Origin of the sequence: Paenibacillus pseudetheri, from assembly GCF_924513355.1 — a bacterium.
GTDB classification, from domain to species: Bacteria; Bacillota; Bacilli; order Paenibacillales; family Paenibacillaceae; genus Paenibacillus_AQ; species Paenibacillus_AQ pseudetheri.
Window position 1 is genome coordinate 243,295 of record NZ_CAKMAB010000005.1, and the last position, 20,958, is coordinate 264,252.

Sequence of the window (20,958 nt, forward strand, 5' to 3'; positions counted from 1 at the left end):
AATCCAAACTCAATGCCAAGCCGCATATTCACTGGGCCTCATGCCCATTTCCCGTTTAAACAGCTTGATAAAATAACTTTTGTTGGCATATCCCAGATACTCGGAGATCTCTTCCACAGTCTTTCCAGACTGATTAAGCAACTCTTTTGCCTTCTGAAGCTTTAGCATATTTACATATTCGATGAAATTCTGGTTTGTTTCCCGTTTGAACAAGCGGCTGAAATAGCTGGCATTCAAGTTCAGGCGTCCAGCCATGTCCTCCAGCGTTATTTTCTCCGTTACATGACTGATCACGAACTGCTGGGCTTTAATAACTTCACTACGTTTGGACTTGATAGAGAATATACTTATTTTCCGCGCTAATTCTTCCAAGTACTGAACTAGCCAATCTTCCAAATGCTCGAGGGTATCAATGTCACTCACCACATTAAACAGCTTTTCTTCGGCCATAGGCAATGGAGACTGCAGCAGCTGTTTTGTCTTCATTTGCAAATCCATCAGCAAACGGAGCACACATTCCTTGACTTCATTTGGATGGAATTTTTGCGATGCCACCCATTCTCTCCATTCCTTTACATGAACGCGAAGCTCTGGTTCCCTGTTTAGGGCAATATCATCATTAATAACAGCGTACACGCTTCCATATTCAGCATAAATATCATCCCTCGAAAAGCAGATCTCTTCAAAGCGGTGGATGCCCGCCGCCGGGAAATAAAACCGATGGATCTTCTCCTTTAGCATCCGCTGCAGTGTTCCGCGAATTTCCTCAGGACTGCGCGCCTCAGTGCCAAATATGCAGGAGACGGACAGCTTAAGATATTTCTGTACCGCAGAGGCTGCATTTTGAATGGAATGATAGATCGCTTGGTGGTCTCTGGAAGACTGGTCGCTGCAGAAGAGAATAACAATCTCTTTATGGCTGTATCTCGAAATAAATAAACTGTGATCAGCCTCGAGCACTTCCTGCATAATATTCTCGACGGCAAAAGAAATCGTATATTCACTCATACGGCGCACCCGCGAGGCTTCCTCTGGACGGTCAATCACTATAAGCATTGGAATGTAAGTCTTGGCATGAATCATTATTCCGTTTGACCGGGCTTGCTCGATCCAAGCCACCTTGTCCCAAGATTGGTACAACGTATCTTTAAGAAACTTTTCTTTTAGCGCAGCACGGTTTTGTGATTGCTTTTGCTTATATACCTGCATCTCGGTATGCTGCTGCCTGTTCAGACCTACTTCCTTCACAAGTGTTCTGAGTGCATGTTCCAGCTGCTCGATATTCAGTGATTCTTTTAAAATATATTCTCCTACGTTTAATTTCAGCGCCTGCTGCGCGTATTTGAATTCGTTGTGGCAGGACAGAATAATCGCACGAATTCCGGGCTTCATCGCTCTGAATTTCTCAAGCATCTCCAGTCCGTTCATCTTGGGCATGCCAATATCGGTGATAATCAGATCCGGTGGATTCTGCCGTGCTTTTTCCCAAGCCTCGAGACCGCTATAATAACATCCGGTGAGTTCAATCCCGAGCTCACTCCATGACACGGCCTGCGACAAATAACGGATAACCGGATAGTCATCATCCACCAAAATTGCCGTCAGCATTCTCTATACCCACCTTTCCGTAGTTCAGTGGAAACTCCAAACAAATCTCCGTACCCACATCAGGTTCGCTTGATATATTCAACTTAAATGAAGCGCCATAAATCATACTTAGGCGTTGGGCCACATTACGTAAGCCTATGCCGGAGAATCCTTTTCTGTCCTCTTCTGCAATCCGCTCACTACTGTATGCGGTTTCACGAAGTCTTTTTAAATTCTCCTGTGACATTCCGATGCCATTATCCTTAATGGTGATAACCAAGGTTCCTGTAGTTGCAATAATACGCGCTTCAATAAAGATCTCACCACCAAACTGCTCGAAACCATGGATGATGGCATTCTCGATCATAGGCTGAATCATAAACCGAGGCACCAGCGCTTCAGCAGTTCCGTCTGCTAAATTCATTTCCAGCCTGACCTGATTAGCATGACGAAAATTCATCAAAGTCACATAATGAGATATCGTATCTGTCTCCTCACGAAGCGGGATAAACTCATTGTCTCTGTTAAAGGTCATACGGAGCAAAGACGACAACGAACCAATCAACTCGGCGTTCTCCTTGTCTCCTTGCATCAGAATATTTAACCGGATCGAATTGAGCAGATTAAACATAAAGTGCGGATTGATCTGCGCCTGCAGCATTTCTAGTTCAGCTTTTCTTTTTCCTGTTTGCTCATAGGTGATCTGTTCAATCATGGACTCAATTCGATCTAGCATTTGGTCAATGGTACGGGCCAGCTGTGCCGCCTCATTTTTCCCACGGATTAGCGAACGTTCGTCCAATTGACCACGACCTATTCGCTTTACAAAAGCACTTAATTTCACAATGGGCTGAGTCAGTTTAGAGATTAGAACGGTTAAGAGAACGGAAAACAAGGTAAAGAATAGAATTTGCACGGCTAAGCTGATAAATAAAATCTGTTTATTCTTTGACAATGCCGCCTTCATAGGGATAATGCTCACCATTTGCCATTTGTTGCTGCTCAGTTCTTGGTCTACATACAAAAATTTCTCCCCACTGATCTCGACAGTATCAAGCCCGCTATCCTTTTTCCACCACGTCATTGTCTCACCAATTCGGGCCTTATCAACATGCGAGACTACAGTTCCCTTGTCGTCTAAAAGCATCATTTCTTTACCATTATCATTGTTCAGATAAGGGCTGAGTTTGCGCTCATTAATGTTGATAATCATATATCCGATCGTGCTGCTGGAGGTCGATTGTATAGGTCTCGCAATCATTACCCAATTGGCTGAGCCCTTATCAGAATAGTTATAGTATGTGTCGTGCTCCGCTCTCCAGAAAGTCGAAATCGGCTGAGTTTGTTTCAGTAGTGACATCCAACGCTCGCTGTAAAAGGTTTTCGGATTAAAGTCGCTATAAGGATAACTGGTATAAGTAAATCCATTCTTACCGATCAGCGTCACTTTCAAATACTCTGAAAGAACGAACATATCATCCAGCATCCGCGACATACGGTTATACTGGATGATCCCTTTCGCTGAATGGAGCGTCTCTGGATCAGCAGACATCATCTGTCTGATTTCGCTGTTCTGAAGCACAAAATTGGACTGCTCCAGCGTTTGTTCAAAAATGGCATTCATATTGGCACTGGACGCATTGAGAGACTCTCTTGCGCTGCCAACGGCCTTCTCTAGAATCAGATCCCGGGTTAAATAATCTGTAACCATGTAAATGCAGACTAGTGGAATCAGTACGCAGATCATTGAAGACCAGACAAGTTTCATTCGAAGTGATTGATGCTTTCTAAACACGGATGACAGGCCCCATATCTGTTTTAAATTTGGAGCAGGAGGCAGAAATGCTATCCTGCCCCCACATTATAAGCCCCCTTGGGGAAGCGTACAATCCGTCTTCGCCTACTTTCCGCTGTTGTTCTGAACGACTTCCGATATTTTCTTATCGATATTGGCAACGGTGACATCCAGATCCTGTTGGCCAAGGAGATACATCTCCGCTTCTGGAATAACGTTGTTCTTAGCTTCATCCGCATATTTAGCCGGAACTTGCGTCGCACCAGGTGCCGAGTTCTCCATCGTATATTTCAGGGAATCGACATCAATCTTAGATGAATCCTTAGAACCATTCACAATCGTATCCACCAATTTGTTCGTATCCGATTTCGCCCAGCCAGAGAAGACACGTCCGCCGATTTCCAGTCCTTCTGAGGTATACCAGCGCACAAAGGTGTAAGCAGCTTCCTTATTCTTAGATTTAGCAGCTATCCCCATATAGGTTGGCTGAACAGGTGAGTAATGTTTGCTCTCACTATCCAATCGAGGGATTGGAGCAAACGCTGTAACGAAAGTTGCCGGAATAGCCTCTGTTCCGCCTGATTCCGCAACCATCCAGTCTCCCATTGGAAGCATCGCTGCTAAACCATTAAAATACTGATTCCGGTAGGCAAGCTTCTGCGAAATAATATCCTCATAAGGAGTGGCACTCTTATCTTCGTACATCATTTTCTTCATCATCTGCAAATTAGCCTTAAACTGCGGGTCCAGCGCATTGGAGGTTCCGTCAGCTTTCAGAAATGTATTATCCTCAGGTTTACTCATGAGCTGGAGCTGGAAATAATCCGGCCAATTATGCAGATATGCGCCAAAACGCTTCGTTGCACCCTCGCCCTTGGTCAATTTCTTGGCATACTCTTCGAAATCCGCCCAAGTCCAGTCGGTCGGAACCGGCAGACCAGCCTCATCTAGCATTTCTTTGTTAAGAAGCACGAACCAGCGCTGCATGGAAGACGGTAGCGCATAGATTTTACCATTGACCGAAGTGTCCACCAGGTATTCATCTGTGAGCTTATATCCTTCTTTCTCAATATATTCGTCCATCGGTGCTAACAAACCGATATCTGCACGCTGCGAATAGTTAGTATAAGGCAGTTCTACAATGTCCAGCGGATCACTTGCAGCCGCCATCAAATCGAGCTTCTGCATGGAGGCTACAGAATCACCTTTTTCATTCAACAAATCTACTTCCACATGAATATCGGGATGCGTCTTCTCAAACTCCGCAATAATCGTACTCCACTTTGCTTTAGCTTCCGTCTGCCAGGTACTCAGCTTCAGTGTAACCTTCTCTGCTGCAGGCTCCTTATTTCCACCAGCATCAGGCGCATTTGTCGCTCCTGCATTATTTGTTTTCGCATTTCCACCGCAAGCGGCCAATGACAACGCCATCGATGAGATAACAAGCACGGATAATAATTTCTTTTTCATATAGACCCTCCTATAAATGTGTTGGGTATACCTCGCTTTACAGCCAGTGCTATGTAACTGCTTACAAGAACATCCTAACATGCAGGATAGACGAGGAAAGTTCTCATATTCTACCGAAGAGAAACTATTTTGACTTTTATTATCCTTTCACGCCTCCGAGGGCAATTCCCTCAATAACCTGCTTCTGACCGAGAGCAAAAATAATCAGCAGTGGCAGAATTGCAGATACCGCACCAGCCATCATGAGGGAATAGACATCCCCGTATTGGTCCCCAAACAACCGAATACCTAACTGAATCGTAAACAGCTCTTTAGATTTCAAAAAAATGAGTGGATACTGATAGTCGTTCCAGGTCCAGATAAAACGCAGAATAGCATAAGTAGCTACAGCGGGACGGATCAGCGGAAATGCAATTTGTAGAAACGAACGAAAATGACCTGCTCCATCCATCCGCGCCGATTCAAGATACTCGTTGTTTACCCCCATAAAAAATTGCTTGAGCATAAACGCACCGATAATACTAAAGCTGTTAATTAAGATCAATCCTATATGCGTATCAATCAGATTCAGCCAGTTAAACAGTAGAAACTGTGGAACCAGCGAAGCCTGCGGAGGAACCATGTAAAGTGCCAATACAACTACAAACATCGCATCTCTTCCCGGAAAACGCAGCTTGGAGAACCCATACGCAGCCAGTGCGCATATCAGCACATTAATTATAGTCGTTGCCAGCGTAATATAAATGGAGTTTCCGTAATAACGAGCGAAATCACCTGACCACACCTGTTTATAATTCTCAATGAGGTTCCACTGCTGCGGCAGCCATTGTATCGGAAAATTAAACACATCTTTCTCCAGTTTAAAGGAAGTGGACAACATCCATAGAAACGGTAAAAGAAATGCGATACCTAGCAGTCCCATTGCGATTGTCCAGAAGGTTCTGGATAGAAGCTCTTTTCTCACTGTAATTTCTCCTTTCTGCCTTTAATAATTGACCCATTTTTTTTGCGCTAACATCTGCAGGGCTGTTATGATCAGGCAGATGAGGAACAGGACAAGTGCCATGCTAGAGGCATAACCCGTCTTCAATTGATTGAAGGCAGTGTCATATAGCTCATACACGATAACGGTCGTGGAGTTGGCCGGTCCACCCTGTGTCAGCACTTGGATCAGATCGAAGATTTTAAATGAACCAATGACCCCTGTAACCAGCAGGAAAAAGGTAGTTGGCGAAATGCAGGGAACCGTGATATTGCGGAATTTCCGCCAGCTATTGGCCCCATCAATATCTGCTGCTTCATAAAGGTCCTTCGGAATACTCTGTAACCCCGCGATAAAAATAATAATGTTGTAACCGAGCTGAATCCAAATCTGGATTAACATAAGCGACGGCAAAGCATAATGGATATCAGCTAACCATTTTGGCGGATTACTCCACCCCAGTGACATCAGGAATTGATTGACAGGTCCTAGTGAGGGATGGAACATAACCTGCCAAACCATAGCGATGGCAACTACACTGGAGATGTAGGGAAGGAAGTAAATCACTTTAAATAAATCCTTCAGGAACACCTGTTTATCAATCAAGATCGCTAACAGCAAAGCAACAATGATCGTAACCGGCACCGTGATAATAAAGAGCAGATTGTTCAGCAAGCTTTTCATAAAAGCATCATCATGAAACAGCCTTATGAAATTATCCATGCCCGCGAACTTAATCCCCCCTAACCCAGCCACAAAGTTCCAGTCCGTGAAGCTTAACAGCAGCGAACCCAGAACTGGGATCAAGGTCAAGATGATCAGCCCCAACATCAGTGGAGCGACGAATAAATACCCGGCGATTGCTTCGCGCGTATCCATTTTAAGATGAAATTTTCGTATCATAGTTCTCCTCCTTTACTTATCCATAATTGTAGAAAAAGTAAGCATTGATCATAAGAACTATAATTGTTCATTTTGGAACTAATTTTACCTATCCTTTAGTTATGAATTCTTTGGGATAACGCAAAAAAGCGCGAGCCAAGCTCACGCCATCCACTACATTTCTATTTTCCCACCTAAAGTAGAGATCGTTTTACACGGATGTAACCTCTACAACACCTTTTCCATCCCCACCAGTGCTTTTCAGCTTTTTACTAAAAATCATAAATAAGATGACGCCCATTAAGCTCGTTATAACTTCTGTTATGGTCATTGACCAGATCACGCCATGAAGTCCAAAGACAGAATGTAACACGATAATCATAGGGATAAACAATACGCCTTGTGTGATGGCCATAATGTTAGTTGGTACTCCCTGTCCGGTCGCTTGAAAAATACTCATAAACAAACCTGTAAATCCATTAAATAAAGCAGAAATCAGCATGGCTACCAAAATATAAGTTCCCATACTTAACACTGAAGGGTCATTAGAGAAGAAATGCAGGATCGTTCCTCTAAACAGAAACACTAGACCTACAAAGACAAAAGCAATACCTCCGATATAGGCAAAAGCATGTTTAATCGCTGATTTAAGTCTCGCCATATTTTGACTAGCAAAGTTAAACGCAAATAGGGGAATCAAACCTAAGAATAAGCCCATTGATAAAAATTCCGGAACTTGCACAATTCTTAGCGCTACACCAAATCCAGCAACCACATTTTCTCCATAATGAATCGCGAAGTTATTTAACAAAAGCGTGCTCACAATCACAAAACTAAATTGCAATAACTCCGATACACCTATTTTGTATACTTCTAATTGATCTCGAACAGATATCTTGAAATGCTTCAAAAATCCCCTTAAATGCTCACTTTTCGTTTCTAAAAAATAGACATAATAAATCGTGGAACCCACATTCGCTAAAACCATCGCCAACGCAGCACCTGCCACATGCCATTTCAGCACTAGAATAAAGAGTGGATCAACAATTAAACTTAAAGCCGTACTAATAAAGATACCGTACATCGATTCTTTGGAGGCACCTTCGGAACGGACTAGCTGTTCCAAGGCAAAATTAAGCACAATGGCAAATCCACCGGCAAAAAGAGTCAAAGCATAAGCCTTAGTAAAGTCTAGAGTAGCAGCATCTGCGCCTAGTAATCGCGTAATTGGATCCATCGCTAACATCGCTATTAGAGCAATAAGAATACCAACTATAATGCTTCCATAAAAAGTGTATCCGGCAACCTTCTTTCCCTTCTCCGTATCCTTTTGCCCCGCTAGCCTTGTAATAAATGTTCCTCCACCTACGCCAAGCATATTCCCAAAGGCCATTAAGACTGTGAAAATGGGTAGACCCAGCGTAATGGCAGTCAGCATACTAGTATTGTGGAGTAAGCCAATGAAATAAGCATTGATTACATTATAGATGGTACCAACAGACATCCCGATCATCATAGGAATGGATAAATGAGCTATTGCCTTCTTGATCGGCGCCGATTCTAAATAATATTGATTGGAGACTTCTGTTTCCATGATTAACCCTCCGAACGTTTATAGACTTGAATTAACTTTTTGTAGTAAAGACTTTAAGTTTGCTGTTTCTTCCGGACTGAGTGCTTTTGCAATGCTTGCTTCTACCTCAGAGAAAATCTCATTGAACTCCTCGACCAAAAGAGCGCCCTTTTCCAAAACAAAAATGCTCTTCTGCCGTTCATCATTCTCAGGTGTGACACGCTTGATATAGCCTTTCTTTTCTAACCCTTGAAGCATGCTGGTGATACTCGCCCCTTTTCTATTAAAGACTTCCGCCAAATCCTTTTGAATCACACCTTTTTCTTGATGCTCAAAAATATAGCCGATCATGCGTCCTTGCTGAGAATTCAGCCCTAGCTCATTCAGCCTGGCATCAGCTGTACTTTTTAGTTTCATCCCGATCTCTCGAATCAAATTAGAAAATGGTGTGTTTTCAACGGGTTTGCTCATTGTTATTTCCTCCGCATTCGTATTAGTTAGAACTCTAAGTAACATCATTATCATAATAGTTAGAACTCTAACTGTCAATGTTCTAACTAAATAAAAAAACCTCTCCAGCACATGCCCGTAGACATGTACTGAAAAGGAGCGATTAGAGAGTGTTACTTCACAAGTTCCTCTAAGCTTCTGAATAATGTTTTTGTCGATTTCAGCTTGGATGCATTGCCGACCACCGTGAAATAATTTTGTTCCGTCACAGCCCGAAGTAAATCGGTGTACTGTCTGATATCTTCCGGTGTTGTCGACAAGATTTCATCCCGCTCTTGCTGCAGCTCAGCCTCCGTCACTTGTTCAAAATAATGCCGGTCCGCCCGCCGTCCCTGTGCGCTGGGACTAAGCGGCTGATCCAGCATAGATAAGGTGCCGATGACCGCTTTGGTCATCTCGTCGGGATCTGCTTCATACCCCTCAACAAATCGATAAGCCTGATCATAAACCTCCAGCGTCTCCTGCAAATTCGGATCACGGTAGGAAGTGAACAGTATCATCCCGTCTCTGCGCAGAACCAGGTTCCCGCCATACGCACCGCCCTTCACACGTACGGCATTCCACAGATAGGTAAGGCTCATGATTTTCTTGAGTACCTGCATTTTGCCTGAATATGTGAATCCTAGCTTAGTGAAGTCGTATCCCTTGACCACATATTGCACCTGGCTGGAAGACATGAATCCTTCATTGTCCGCATGTCCCTGTGCCGTAATCTTAGGCCTATTTACTACTGGAAGATCCTGGATGCCCAGCTTCGCTGCATTAGCTATGAATTCTTCATACAAATCAGGCGTACCCGTCACGCTGATGATCAAATTGTTTTTATTGAACAAATCCCCACAGATGTCCTTCAGTGTGTCTGCCACCTGAGCTCCCTGCTGATCGAACGTCTCGGCAAGCTCGCGGATAAAGCGATAATAAGTAACGCCGCCTTGTTGTTCCTGATACGCTCCCATATCCGAGAAATAGGACATCAGGCGGCTGGCCGCAATCTCATTCCCTCTTTGATTCAGAATCGATTCCATCTGCGAGGCTTCCCGGCGGACGATTTCCTGCAGCTTGGTCAGATTGTCGAGCGCACTTGTATAGAGTATCTCTCGCAGCAGGTCCAGTGATTCACCAATATGCCCCGCCATCACCTTCACCAGCGCAGAGAATTTAGGCTGATAACTCGCCCCCGTAGATTTTACAGCGCCAAAGAGCTCGTTTCTGAAATATACGCCTCCGGTTTTGATCCCGATTTCACTGGTGAGCTGTTCAATGCTGTAAGAGGCAGTCTCCATTTGGCCCAATACCTCTGCCAATAGCACCAAATAAGGAATTCGTTCAGGAGCTACAACATCCGTATCCCAATAAAGCTTGCAGTAAGCAATCTTATGGGTAGCTACCTCATGGTGGATCACCTTTATGCCTTTATGGATTTGTTCATGGGTCGGCACCTGAGGTTCTACGCTGCGGTTAATATCCTGTAAAGACAAGCTCGGTAGCTTCTGTAAATCTTCGGCTGCATCCGCACGACTCTGCCGCGCCAGAAGATGCTGAGTACTCTGAACAAGCTGCTCCAGCTGATCTGGTTGCAGTGACGCTTTGTATTCACTCAATTGATGCTGAGTGGATGCTTCCTTTTCCGCTGCGATCGTCTTGGACGGGTTCAGTACCACCACACTGCAATGATCACTGTTCAGCAAATAGTCCTCAATCAGCCTCTCAAAATAACGGTCCGCAAGCTTTTCCCGAATGGCCTTGAGCACCTCTTCATAGCGCATGTGAGTAGTCGGCTGACCGTCATAGAGCCAGGACTTCATCACTTCGATATTGTAAGTAAGACCCTTCGGATACTGGTTAAAGTCCGCTTCCCGCAGTTCAAATTCCTTACTGTTGACCGCTGCCAGCACCAGCTTCTCATCTAGTCCGTCCTCTACCAAACGCTTTAATGTAGTCTTCACCAGCTCCACGAAGGCATCTTTGGAGGAGGCATTGGAATGCGTCAGCGTAATACCAAGCAGCGGTTGAACCATACTGTCGGAATAAAAAGCAAACGCGTCTTTGCCCAGTCCGCTTTCGAGCAAGGCTTGCTTGAGCGGAGCTGCGTTGCTGTCCATCAGCATACTTTTTAAAATATCTAAAGCGAGGTTCAGTTCCCGATCTGTAGAAGTTCCAATCACATAATTTAGACTCAAATAAGTCTTATCAGTGGCTGTTTCTGCTTCCAGAATCGGATAATCCGCTACCAGCTCCGTCATTCCAATGGGCGGTTGTAAGGCAATGGAAGTATCGAAGCTGTTTCGTTCATAAGAGCCAAGATATTCCTTGTCTATAAATTGCAGCTTTTCTTCAATATTAACGTCTCCGTAGAGATAAAAATAACTGTTGGACGGATGATAATAGTTGCTATGCGCCTTTAGAAACTGCTCATAGGTTAGCGCAGGAATTTCCTGTGGATCTCCACCTGAAGAATGACGGTAAATCGTGTCCGGATACAATGACTTTTTGATTCGGTCCATCAATACCGTAGTCGGCGAGGAATATGAACCCTTCATCTCGTTGTAAACCACGCCTTTATAGATTAACTCGTCTTCGGGATGCTGAAGCTCATAATGCCAGCCCTCTTGCTCAAAAATTTCTTGTTGCTTATAAATATTCGGTTGAAAAACACTATCCAGATAAACCTCCACCAAATTGGAGAAGTCCTGATCGTTCCGGCTCGCTACTGGATACATGGTCTTATCCCCAAACGTAAATGCGTTCAGGAACGTCTGCATCGAGCCTTTCAATAGTTCTACAAAAGGTTCCTTGACCGGATATTTCTCTGAACCACATAATACGGAATGCTCCAAAATATGAAAGACCCCCGTACTATCTTCAGGTGGGGTTCTGAAGCTTACGCTAAATACCTTGTTGTCATCCTGATTCTGCACGAACAGCAGCCTGGCGCCGCTCTTCAGATGTTCCAGTGTGAATATGTTGGATTCGTTCTCCCGGATAAATTCCTCATTAACGACCTGAAATCCATAATAAGTATTCCCTGTGATCAAACGGCTCATAGATTTCCCTCCTCTGTTTAGGGATATGATAACTCTACATGAGCTTATCATATCCCTGGGCGGTTATTCCATCAGTAGAAGGTCTCCGGGATTAATTTCTGGTTCACATAAAACAAGACCATGCCAGTATAATCACTGACAAAGCCCAGTTTTATTTCAAGTGATCTTTTAATATTGCTCCGAGTTCAGCTGTGTATTTAGTCAGCCTTAAGCTTATCTCTGTACGCATAACATCTCGAGTTAATCCAAAGCGTTCCTGATATCCTCGGCAAAAGATTTTGTAATATACCAAGAATTCCTCCTGTTCATCTGCCAGCACTCTGATATTCCGCTGTTTCAGCTCTTTTTGCAGCTGATAAGTATCCAACATGATCCGGCGTTGAATGGCTTGACCAGCCATCAAATAGGCGCGTTTAAGAATGTTGCTGGAGGGCTCGATCTCTTTCAGGCTCTTGCTAACCATGGTATCGATGTAAGGAAGCAAGATGAGGTCTCGAACCATCGTACGTTCCTCCATAGTTATCATTTTATCTGGGTTCTCACGCTGCTGTTCCTCGTACTGCTCAACATGCTCGGTCATGATCATTTTCGTTTTCCAGCGTTCATTACCCTCAAGTTTACTCATTTATAGTGACCTCCAATCTGTTCAGCTCTTTCTAGGGCAACACCGGATTCAAGCATAGATGAAGCTCTGATTAGAGCTTTACTGCCATAACGAGCTTTTATTTGATCGATTGCACGTTCTTTGTTGTAAGCCCGAATCCTGTCATCAAAGAGTGTAAGTTGGATGACACTATCATCTGATAGGTTAGACAAGGAAATCGCTAATCGACCTACGGGAAGGCCCGACCAGTTGTCTGCAAATAATTTTTGTGCAGCAGCAGCTACTTCGTGCGTTAGTGAGGTTGGTTCAGGCAATGTCATCTGGCGCTCATAAGCGTTTGAACGCTCTCCGTCCGTCTCCAAAACTGAAATAGACACTACCGATCCCATATACCCATACCGCCGGGTTCGCTGGCATACTTCAATAACGAGCTCAAGCAGCACAACCTCAATATCCGTATGCCGGGTGTATAAATTCCAGCGCAAAGCCTTGCCATGTCCCACTGATTTGATTTGATGACGCATTCCTGTGACCACTGGACTAGGATCTAGCCCGCGCGCAGTTTGCCAATAATATTCCGCTTGAATATCACTTTGCTTGCCCATGGTAGTTCGCATTCGTTGCTTAAACTCTGGCAGTTCCATTCGCGCAATGTCTCCAATTGTGAATATACCCATACGCCAAAAATTCTTGGTCATTCTAGCCGCTACCATAAACATATCCTGCACGGGAAGTTTCCATAGGGTGCTCTCTAATTGGTCAAAAGAAAGTTCATATACCCCATCCTTCATCTTTTTGGCGTAGTTATCTGTCGCCATCTTTGCCATAACCTTAGTAGATCCAATACCTACCCGTGTCCAGACTCCCGTCGACAGTAAAACATGGTGCTGAATTTTATGAATCATGTCCTGCAGCGATCCTCCGAAATACGCAAGCGATCCTGTGACATCCAGAAACTGCTCATCGATACTGTAGGGTTCTACCAGATCGGTATAAGTTCGGTAAATCTCTGATATCAAGAGTGATACTTTAATGTAAGTCCCCATGCGTGGCCTTATTACGATTAGCTCTGGGCATTTTGCTAAAGCTTCACCTACACGCGAAGCCGTTGTTACCCCCTTCTCTTTTGCAAGCGGGCAGGCCGCCAACACAATACCGTTCATTCTTGTCGGATCCCCTACTGCAACAGGTTTATCTCGATATTCAGGGTGGGCAGCTTTCTCCACAGAGGCGTAAAATGCCTGACAGTCAGACAGTAGAATGACGCGATTCTTAGGCATGACGTTGTTCCTGCACGGGTTGCCATGAAAGAATATTTGCTGCCAAGAACATGCGAGGCGTTCCTGTAGTCAGACAGCTTGCTCGTATACGGTCGTCACGGATACTGTGTATTTCAATTTTCCGCTGGCTGATATTTCTCGCTTTATCCTGATATATAATTTCAATTATTTGGCCGATGCTGATTTGCATGCGATCGCCTCCACAAAAATAAGAACACTTGTTTGTATTATATGCGTAATCGGGAATTTTAATCAACAAAAAAGGTGAGGTAATTTCCCCCACCACACCTGGATCTGTTTTTCTAGAGCTGAGAATAATCTAACCCAGACCGAAGCGAGATCACAGTTCATTAGAGTACATCCATGTGCTATAAAAAATGAGTATCCAGCATTGCGTATTCAACAGAGATTGAATAGAAAACAAAAAAGGTTTACTCTTTGATAGAGTAAACAACAGTAGTAAATTATTGATCTATACTCAAAAGTCTTTCTAGAAAGGAAGCTGCTAATGTTCCGTTCCTCCTACACCTTTCGCTCGGAAGAAGAAGCTTCCATGCTTCTGTTTGATTCTATCGGTTGGGAACAACTCGATTCACCTGCCTACTCATTCAACGGCCAGAACCGGACGGAGAGAGGTTGTGTTATTTTTCAGTACACATTATCGGGAGAGGGTAGAATTGAAATCGATGGGGTTGTTCATCGGCTAACGAAGGGCAAAGCTTTTCTAGTGACCGTCCCCAGCATACACAGGTACTATTATCCGGAAGAAGGCACCGAGCCTTGGGAAGTTCTATGGCTCAATCTACGGGGGCCTTTAGCAATTTCACTTTGGAACCAACTCGCTGCTCATTACGGTCCAATTGTAGAACTCCCCCAAGAATCGGTTTCGATAGATTTATTGTGGAGTACATTCAAGGACATTCAGGTTCATGAAGAAAGAGATTTGCATCTTTTAACGGGAAAGGTCTTTCAGTGGATCTTGTCCATGGAGAAATACCTCAAGAAACCAAATTTGTTAACCACCTATATAAAAAATGACAAGCTTCACACCGCTATTCAATTCATGAAAGATGATCTGCATAATAATAATCTAAGCTTAGACGATGTTGCCGCTCATGTTGGCGTTTCCAAGCATCATCTTTGCAGACTGTTTCAAAAAAACATCAATCTTTCACCCTTTGAATATTTAAAAAGACGGCGGATCGAGTTGGCAGCTTCCAAACTTAAAACAACAGATTTGAGTATCAACCAAATCGCGACGGAAACCGGATTTGAGAATGCCAGCTATTTCGGGAAAGTTTTCCGCTCCTACTTCGGGGTCAATCCTTCGACTTACCGCGAACAGGATCTAGCCTTCCAAACCAAACATGTATTTTTCGAAAATTGATTCATATAAAAGAGGAGCAAGCCAGTGGCTTACTCCCTTTCTTATTAAACCTCTTTGAGTACAAATAGTAAGCTTTTGAAATCGCCCTTAAGCTGTGGAAGTGAGAGTCCGAAGTGCATCAGCTCATCCCCTCTGTATACTTCACCGTTAAGCTCAAGTTTATAGTTCTTAGCTGGGTCGAGTCCTTTCAACCGCAATCTGCGGAGAGGTGCATTAGGCTCGGCCAGAACTCTGAAGTATGTGGCAAAAGCTTCTTTTTTATCATCCGAAACAAACATCCACGCCGTCTGATTCCCCTCAAATGGACTAAGCAGTCGATAGAAATCACCGAACTGAATCAGCATTCTAAGTTCCTTGTACTCTGAGACCTGTTTCCGGATATCCTCACGCTCATCATCAGTTAGCTTGGTCGTATCTAGTTCGTAGCCGAAGTTACCAGACATCGCAACATGACCGCGTGTTTCGAGTGGTGTGATACGGTGCACCTGATGGTTAGGAACAGCCGATACGTGAGCACACATAGAGCTTGCAGGATACACCATGCTTGTTCCATATTGGATCTTCAATCTTTCAATCGCGTCCGAATCATCACTGGTCCAGGTCTGTGGCATATAGTACAGCATTCCCGGATCATATCGTCCACCGCCGCCGGAGCAGCTTTCGAACAGAATATGAGGGAAACGGGTGACGATACGTTCCAGCACATCATAAAGTCCAAGAATATAGCGGTGAGCCGTTTCGCGTTGACGTTCTGCAGGAAGAAGAGCAGATCCAATCTCCGTCATATTCCGGTTCATATCCCATTTCACATAAGTAATTGGAGCCGATGACAGCACGGAGCTAACCGATTCCACAATATAATCACATACATCCTTACGGGATAAATCCAGAACAAGCTGCTGGCGAGCTAACGTTCTTTTGTGACCTGGCACATGAAGACACCAATCTGGATGTTCACGATAAAGATCACTTTCTGGCGATACCATTTCCGGTTCGAACCATAATCCGAATTCCATGCCCATTGCCGTAATATCTTCTCCAAGTTTTCCAAGACCTTCAGGAAGCTTACGGCGATCCTCTACCCAATCTCCGAGGGAGCTATCATCATTGTCTCGTTTCCCAAACCAGCCGTCATCTAAGACAAACAGTTCAAGTCCGAGATCTTTGCCTGCTTGAGCGATTTCTTTGATTTTATCTGCATTAAAATTAAAATAGGTAGCTTCCCAGTTGTTGATGAGAATAGGACGCTTACGATCACGGAATTCGCCTCTGCATAGCCGGGTCCGATACAGACGGTGGTAAGTTCTTGATAATCCACCAAGACCTTGACTGGATCTTACCAGCACAGCTTCAGGGGCTTGGAAGGATTCCCCCGGTTCAAGCAGCCATTGAAAATTAAACGGTTGAATGCCGATCCCCACTCTGGAAATTCCGTATGGATCCACTTCTGCTTGCGCAAGAAAGCTTCCGCTGTACACAAGGCTGAACCCGTATACTTCACCGTGATCCTCTGTTGCATCTTTTGCAAGCAAAGCCATAAAAGGATTCTGCGTGGAGCTACTCGCGCCGCGCTTACTGTCAATTCGGTGGATACCAGGTACAAGCGGTCTTTTATAGATATGGCGTTCTCTCGTCCAAGTACCGGATAATTGCAGCATATCATAATCAGAATCATGGAAGTCTACATTCGCGCTTAATACACGTTTCAGCACTACATTGTCTTTACCCTGATTCTCAATTCGCACGGAACGAGTAATCACATCCTGATTATTAAACACGGTGTAGCTCAATACAGCAATCAGTCCACTTTTGTCATCCTGAAGAAAAAGTTCCAGTGTCTCTGCTTCTTCTTCACTTTCAACATAAGTGGAAGGCAGTCCCTTTAACTCAGGTTTTCCTTTATTGATCTTATAACTCTTATAAAGGAAATCCGTAACGGTCGTACCATCTACCAAATGAACCTCAAGTGCTGGTTCCCTGAAATCACCGTTCCCATAAGACGGAAATTCACTCGGAATAGTGTCGAGGGAGATTCTCTTGTCCTCCATTGTGTAGGTCGGGCTAAAAGAGCAACGTTCCACCAAATTCAGCGGTTGCACTATTCCTTCTAATTTAGGACCCCAATAGACATGCGCTGGAAGCTCACCTCTAACGACTTCAATAACGTAGCTGGATTGCTCAGACTGTAAATGAAACAACTTTCGGCTGTCATCATAATAAATACTCATGATATCCTCCTACTCTTCTTATCAGATCTTGTTCTAATATAACTGGCTTAATTTATCTTGTTGTTTGAAGTCTATTTTAAAGATAATTGGAAGGGGATACAATCTTAATATCTATACCTTAAGTAGTAAAATATTGATCTATAAAAAATTCAATTTCATGTTATTAAGCTTTGCATAACAATAAATGATTATTAGCGGCTATAGTAAAAAAAATACATATAAAAAAGAGGCCCCAAGTTAAGGACCTGCTCCCTGAAAATCTTCCTACTTAAATATCAAATACGGAACGTACAGTAAGAGATAGGTACATTTCGGTATTTTACGTACAAATAACCCAAAACCAGAGGGCAAATAAACAGCTTAACAGACATAATTCCTTCGATTCGAAGAACTTAGTAAAAACACTGTACCCTAGTTATACTTGGACAATCATAAAACAAACTCTTGTTCCCTTGTTCCAGTGATGAAAATCACTTACTATATTGGTAAAATAAAGAATAATCGAGAGATACAAACGACATAGCAATAACCAATGAATGAAATGCTGAAGAAAGGGAGATCGCATTGAAGTTGGATTTGGATGGATTGAATGCTGATTCCTTAACTTGTATGCTTAAGGCATCTTTTTCATTGGAAAATTGGGATGCTATGATAGAAGTTGCAGACATGTTGATCGAACAGATTGCAATCTTATATGAGACAAGCAATGACACAATGAGAGAACAAAACCTGAAACGGAGTATCCCCTTTTATTTTGGATTTAGCTTATGTTCAAAAGGAATCGCACTGCAAAAGCTCCGTGAGTATCCTGAAGCTAGAATGTGTATTTTAAAGTATTCTGATTTAGGCTGGATCAAAGGGCTAGATGAAGAAGGAAATAATGAAGTAAAATACTACCACAACATTGCAAAAGCCAATACCTACGTGCTCGACCTTTTGGAAGGAAAGACAGGGGTCCTAAAGGAGTATGTTGAATTTATTAGAAACAGTGAGGAAGAATTACTACCGGGACTAATTACCATCTTGGAATCCTCGATAAAATATAACTATTCCGTAGATTGGATTCTGAGAGAATTCGAAATAAACGCTAACGACATAGGAGCACGAGGAACTCAAGAGAGTATAAGATATTTTGTGGATTACAAATTCTTGCTGGCGATGTACCACTACAAACAGGAGAATATGTGCGATGCGATAAACACAATTCTGGAAACCTTACTATTAAGTATTACGCTGAAAGACGATACAGGCTTTAAGAAAGCAGCGGCATTATTTGAGATCCTTAGAGTCTATGCTAATCAATCACAGCTCCAAGTGCATCACAACATAATGAAAACTATAATAGAGAGGGAGTTAACTAATGAAAAAGAAAATGTTCTTGCTTACAGTCGTAGTCTTGATTAGTTCCAGCTTAATGATCGCCTCTGCAAGTGCTTCCGCTGTCGATTCGGGTTCCACAATTTACACCGTTAACAATCACGGAATGGGTCATTGATTGAAACTTAATAAAGCGGATTTAGACAAAGGAGTGATCATCCAATCATTGGATAATCGCTCCTTTGTTTGTAAATTCATGAGCCCTCGACTCACATCCCATAACGAAAATATTGTTTCTCTTATTCATCCATCCTTAATCCCCCGATCCCGCTGTACCTGTACCGTTTCTTTCAATGGTCAAAGTGATTGTGGCAAAAAGTTCCGTGTCTCCCGTAACATTCACCGTTCCGTTAAGCGCTACTCTTACATTCCCCGCAATAGTAGTATTAGCTACAACACCCGTCTGAAGACAAAAAGCGTTCTAGGTATCTTACTTTCGTTGCAATATAAATTTTTTCTAGCAATTATGATAGTGAGTCTATAGACCTATTAGATATCCACTGCTATAATTGGTAAAAAATAGATCAACAGAGAGGTATCGCAATGAAATGGAAAATGATTAGACTTTTTTTTATTTTGGTATTTATCCTCGTAATAAGTGCACAGCCTTTATCAGCAGCAGGGAAAACACAGAAAGTAAAAGTCACATTTGTAAGTGCGGATTTAGTAGAAAACAACCATGTAGGTAATGAATGGTGGTGGGGTGGATATGTTGATGGTAAGGAGATTGCTGACGGAGAATCAGTTACGCTAAACGTTAGTTCATCCGGAACAATTAAACTCCGAGCAGAAGCGCAGGAACAAGATAAGATACCTGATGACGGCGAAGCTAGCGCCTCAATTAAGGTTTCCAGTTTAAAGTCTACTCAAAATAAGTCACTGACAGTAACGGTTGTAGAAAATCGCGGGCGATATTCCGGAAATACGGCCACTTGGAAGTTTGTTTTCAAGATCGAAAAAGTAAAATGATTACTGTCAAAAAGACCAATCTATCATGTGATTGGTCTTTATATGTCGCTATAGAAAAATAACTCACGCTACACAATAAGTTGCCGAAGACCTAATTCCCCTTCTTTGTTACCAGTTAACTCTGTATCGAAAACACCTTCATATCCTCTTCTCCCCTTATACCTCTGCCAGATTGTCGGAATGCGTTACAACTGAAGTGAACGGATCTACCTGAATCCATACTTCGTCTACATCCCCGCCGATCTCCGCGCGCATTACTTGTCCTTCTAATACCAGCACACGGACCATCGATTACTTTGTACTCACCTAAAATTGTTATCACTTGCATCGTTATCGTCTCCTTTGATTTGGATCGCAGCCCCCTTATAGTTCAGTACAGCCGAACTATCTCTTATATCCTTCTTGTGGGAAAGGAGGGTTGTATCCTCCTCTATCCCCTATGTCGTTATATCTTCGTACTGTGCATTATCCAACGGAATCATTTCTGCAAATTTAGACTGAGTAAATAAAGTGATAGATAGTCTAAATATTAATCTAACGAGCGGATTTGTTGAATATAATCGTTTTATCCCATATTAAGATCAGCATTTAATTTATAATAAATATAAAAATAAAGAAGAGGTGCCCTATGACTGAAATAACCATCCGTATGTTGAATGAGAGTGATCCCGAAGTTATCTCCAAGGCATTCCATCTTCAAGGTTGGGAAAAGCCTATCGATCTTTTTCTAAAATATTTAGAAGAACAAAATAAAGAGCAGCGAGTCACGTTGGTAGCTGAGTTTAAAGGTGATTTTGCGGGCTATGTCAATGTGATGTGGCAATCAGATTACCCCTATTTTAAAGAGCATCTTATACCAGAAATCCAGGATTTTAACGTACTGATTAAGCATCGACGTTGTGGAATAGGCACCTTGTTAATGGATAGATCAGAAGAAATAATTAGAGAACGATCAGAAGTCTCCGGTCTCGGTGTCGGTATATATAGTGATTATGGGGCTGCACAATCCTTATACGTCAATCGCGGATATGTTCCGGATGGCAAAGGTATATTTAAAAACGACGAGTACCTACAATATGGACAGCAGGTGGTTATAGATCACGATCTTAATTTATTTTTTGTTAAACAATTGTGATTTGAAGATGTGTTCTAAGCAAAACTTAATATTCAAGTAGACAGGAAATGGTAGTTCAATAAACCAACAGTAGTCTAGGACTTTATTTCTCAGTTTAAAACTGCTGTTGGTTTTTATATTGGAGCCCTCAAAACC

The 20,958-nt window shown here is 43.0% G+C and carries 17 protein-coding genes; 4 read left to right on the top strand and 13 right to left on the bottom strand.

What is annotated here, in order from left to right; translation table 11 throughout:
- Positions 1-9: 9 nt before the first annotated feature.
- The 11 genes from L1028_RS06890 to L1028_RS06940 all read right to left on the bottom strand — a co-directional run bounded on the left by L1028_RS06890 (position 10) and on the right by L1028_RS06940 (position 13,917).
- Positions 10-1,608, bottom strand: a complete 1,599-nt coding sequence (locus L1028_RS06890; RefSeq protein WP_234532529.1) for a response regulator transcription factor — start codon at positions 1,606-1,608, stop codon at positions 10-12.
- The gene (locus L1028_RS06895) at positions 1,583-3,355 is read right to left on the bottom strand and encodes a cache domain-containing sensor histidine kinase (protein ID WP_234532531.1); all 1,773 of its coding nucleotides are present in this window, start codon (positions 3,353-3,355) and stop codon (positions 1,583-1,585) included. Before L1028_RS06895 ends, L1028_RS06890 begins: the two co-directional genes overlap by 26 nt.
- A 132-nt stretch (positions 3,356-3,487) precedes the next feature.
- On the bottom strand, positions 3,488-4,852 hold the full coding sequence (locus L1028_RS06900) for an ABC transporter substrate-binding protein (protein WP_234532533.1): 1,365 nt from the start codon (positions 4,850-4,852) through the stop codon (positions 3,488-3,490).
- 139 nt (positions 4,853-4,991) lie between these two features.
- Positions 4,992-5,774: a carbohydrate ABC transporter permease gene (locus L1028_RS06905; RefSeq protein ID WP_060626659.1), complete on the bottom strand. Its 783-nt coding sequence runs from the start codon at positions 5,772-5,774 to the stop codon at positions 4,992-4,994.
- A gap of 63 nt (positions 5,775-5,837) precedes the next feature.
- Positions 5,838-6,737 carry a carbohydrate ABC transporter permease gene (locus tag L1028_RS06910; protein WP_234532535.1) on the bottom strand — a complete coding sequence of 300 codons (900 nt, stop codon included), beginning with the start codon at positions 6,735-6,737 and terminating at the stop codon, positions 5,838-5,840.
- Between the two features lie 190 nt (positions 6,738-6,927).
- Positions 6,928-8,310, bottom strand: a complete 1,383-nt coding sequence (locus tag L1028_RS06915) for an MATE family efflux transporter (RefSeq protein WP_234532537.1) — start codon at positions 8,308-8,310, stop codon at positions 6,928-6,930.
- Positions 8,311-8,328: 18 nt separating this feature from the next.
- Positions 8,329-8,760: a MarR family winged helix-turn-helix transcriptional regulator gene (locus L1028_RS06920; RefSeq protein WP_234532538.1), complete on the bottom strand. Its 432-nt coding sequence runs from the start codon at positions 8,758-8,760 to the stop codon at positions 8,329-8,331.
- Positions 8,761-8,912: 152 nt separating this feature from the next.
- A complete protein-coding gene (locus L1028_RS06925; protein WP_234532540.1) occupies positions 8,913-11,843 on the bottom strand; it encodes an insulinase family protein in 2,931 nt (976 codons plus the stop codon).
- Between the two features lie 151 nt (positions 11,844-11,994).
- Positions 11,995-12,468: a YhjD family protein gene (locus L1028_RS06930; protein ID WP_234532542.1), complete on the bottom strand. Its 474-nt coding sequence runs from the start codon at positions 12,466-12,468 to the stop codon at positions 11,995-11,997.
- Positions 12,465-13,727: a DNA polymerase IV gene (locus L1028_RS06935; protein WP_234532543.1), complete on the bottom strand. Its 1,263-nt coding sequence runs from the start codon at positions 13,725-13,727 to the stop codon at positions 12,465-12,467. The genes L1028_RS06930 and L1028_RS06935 overlap by 4 nt, the downstream gene beginning before the upstream one ends.
- Positions 13,720-13,917, bottom strand: coding sequence for a hypothetical protein (locus L1028_RS06940; protein ID WP_234532544.1), 198 nt, complete (start codon positions 13,915-13,917; stop codon positions 13,720-13,722). The genes L1028_RS06935 and L1028_RS06940 overlap by 8 nt, the downstream gene beginning before the upstream one ends.
- 318 nt (positions 13,918-14,235) lie before the next feature.
- Here L1028_RS06940 and L1028_RS06945 point away from each other — a divergent pair, with 318 nt between their 5' ends.
- The gene (locus tag L1028_RS06945) at positions 14,236-15,114 is read left to right on the top strand and encodes an AraC family transcriptional regulator (RefSeq protein ID WP_234532545.1); all 879 of its coding nucleotides are present in this window, start codon (positions 14,236-14,238) and stop codon (positions 15,112-15,114) included.
- Between the two features lie 44 nt (positions 15,115-15,158).
- Here L1028_RS06945 and L1028_RS06950 read toward each other — a convergent pair whose 3' ends face one another.
- A complete protein-coding gene (locus tag L1028_RS06950; RefSeq protein ID WP_234532546.1) occupies positions 15,159-17,342 on the bottom strand; it encodes an alpha-galactosidase in 2,184 nt (727 codons plus the stop codon).
- Positions 17,343-17,906: 564 nt separating this feature from the next.
- On the opposite strand from L1028_RS06950, the gene L1028_RS06955 reads away from it, so the two are divergent.
- The gene (locus tag L1028_RS06955) at positions 17,907-18,746 is read left to right on the top strand and encodes a DNA-binding protein (RefSeq protein ID WP_234532547.1); all 840 of its coding nucleotides are present in this window, start codon (positions 17,907-17,909) and stop codon (positions 18,744-18,746) included.
- A 516-nt stretch (positions 18,747-19,262) separates the two neighbouring features.
- Positions 19,263-19,688, top strand: coding sequence for a hypothetical protein (locus tag L1028_RS06960; RefSeq protein ID WP_234532548.1), 426 nt, complete (start codon positions 19,263-19,265; stop codon positions 19,686-19,688).
- Between the two features lie 156 nt (positions 19,689-19,844).
- Here L1028_RS06960 and L1028_RS31245 read toward each other — a convergent pair whose 3' ends face one another.
- Positions 19,845-19,976 (bottom strand): hypothetical protein, encoded by a 132-nt coding sequence (locus L1028_RS31245; RefSeq protein WP_279306837.1) that lies wholly within the window; start codon positions 19,974-19,976, stop codon positions 19,845-19,847.
- A gap of 340 nt (positions 19,977-20,316) precedes the next feature.
- Between L1028_RS31245 and L1028_RS06965 the strand changes: the two genes are divergently transcribed.
- On the top strand, positions 20,317-20,823 hold the full coding sequence (locus L1028_RS06965) for a GNAT family N-acetyltransferase (protein WP_234532549.1): 507 nt from the start codon (positions 20,317-20,319) through the stop codon (positions 20,821-20,823).
- The last annotated feature ends 135 nt before the right edge of the window (positions 20,824-20,958 follow it).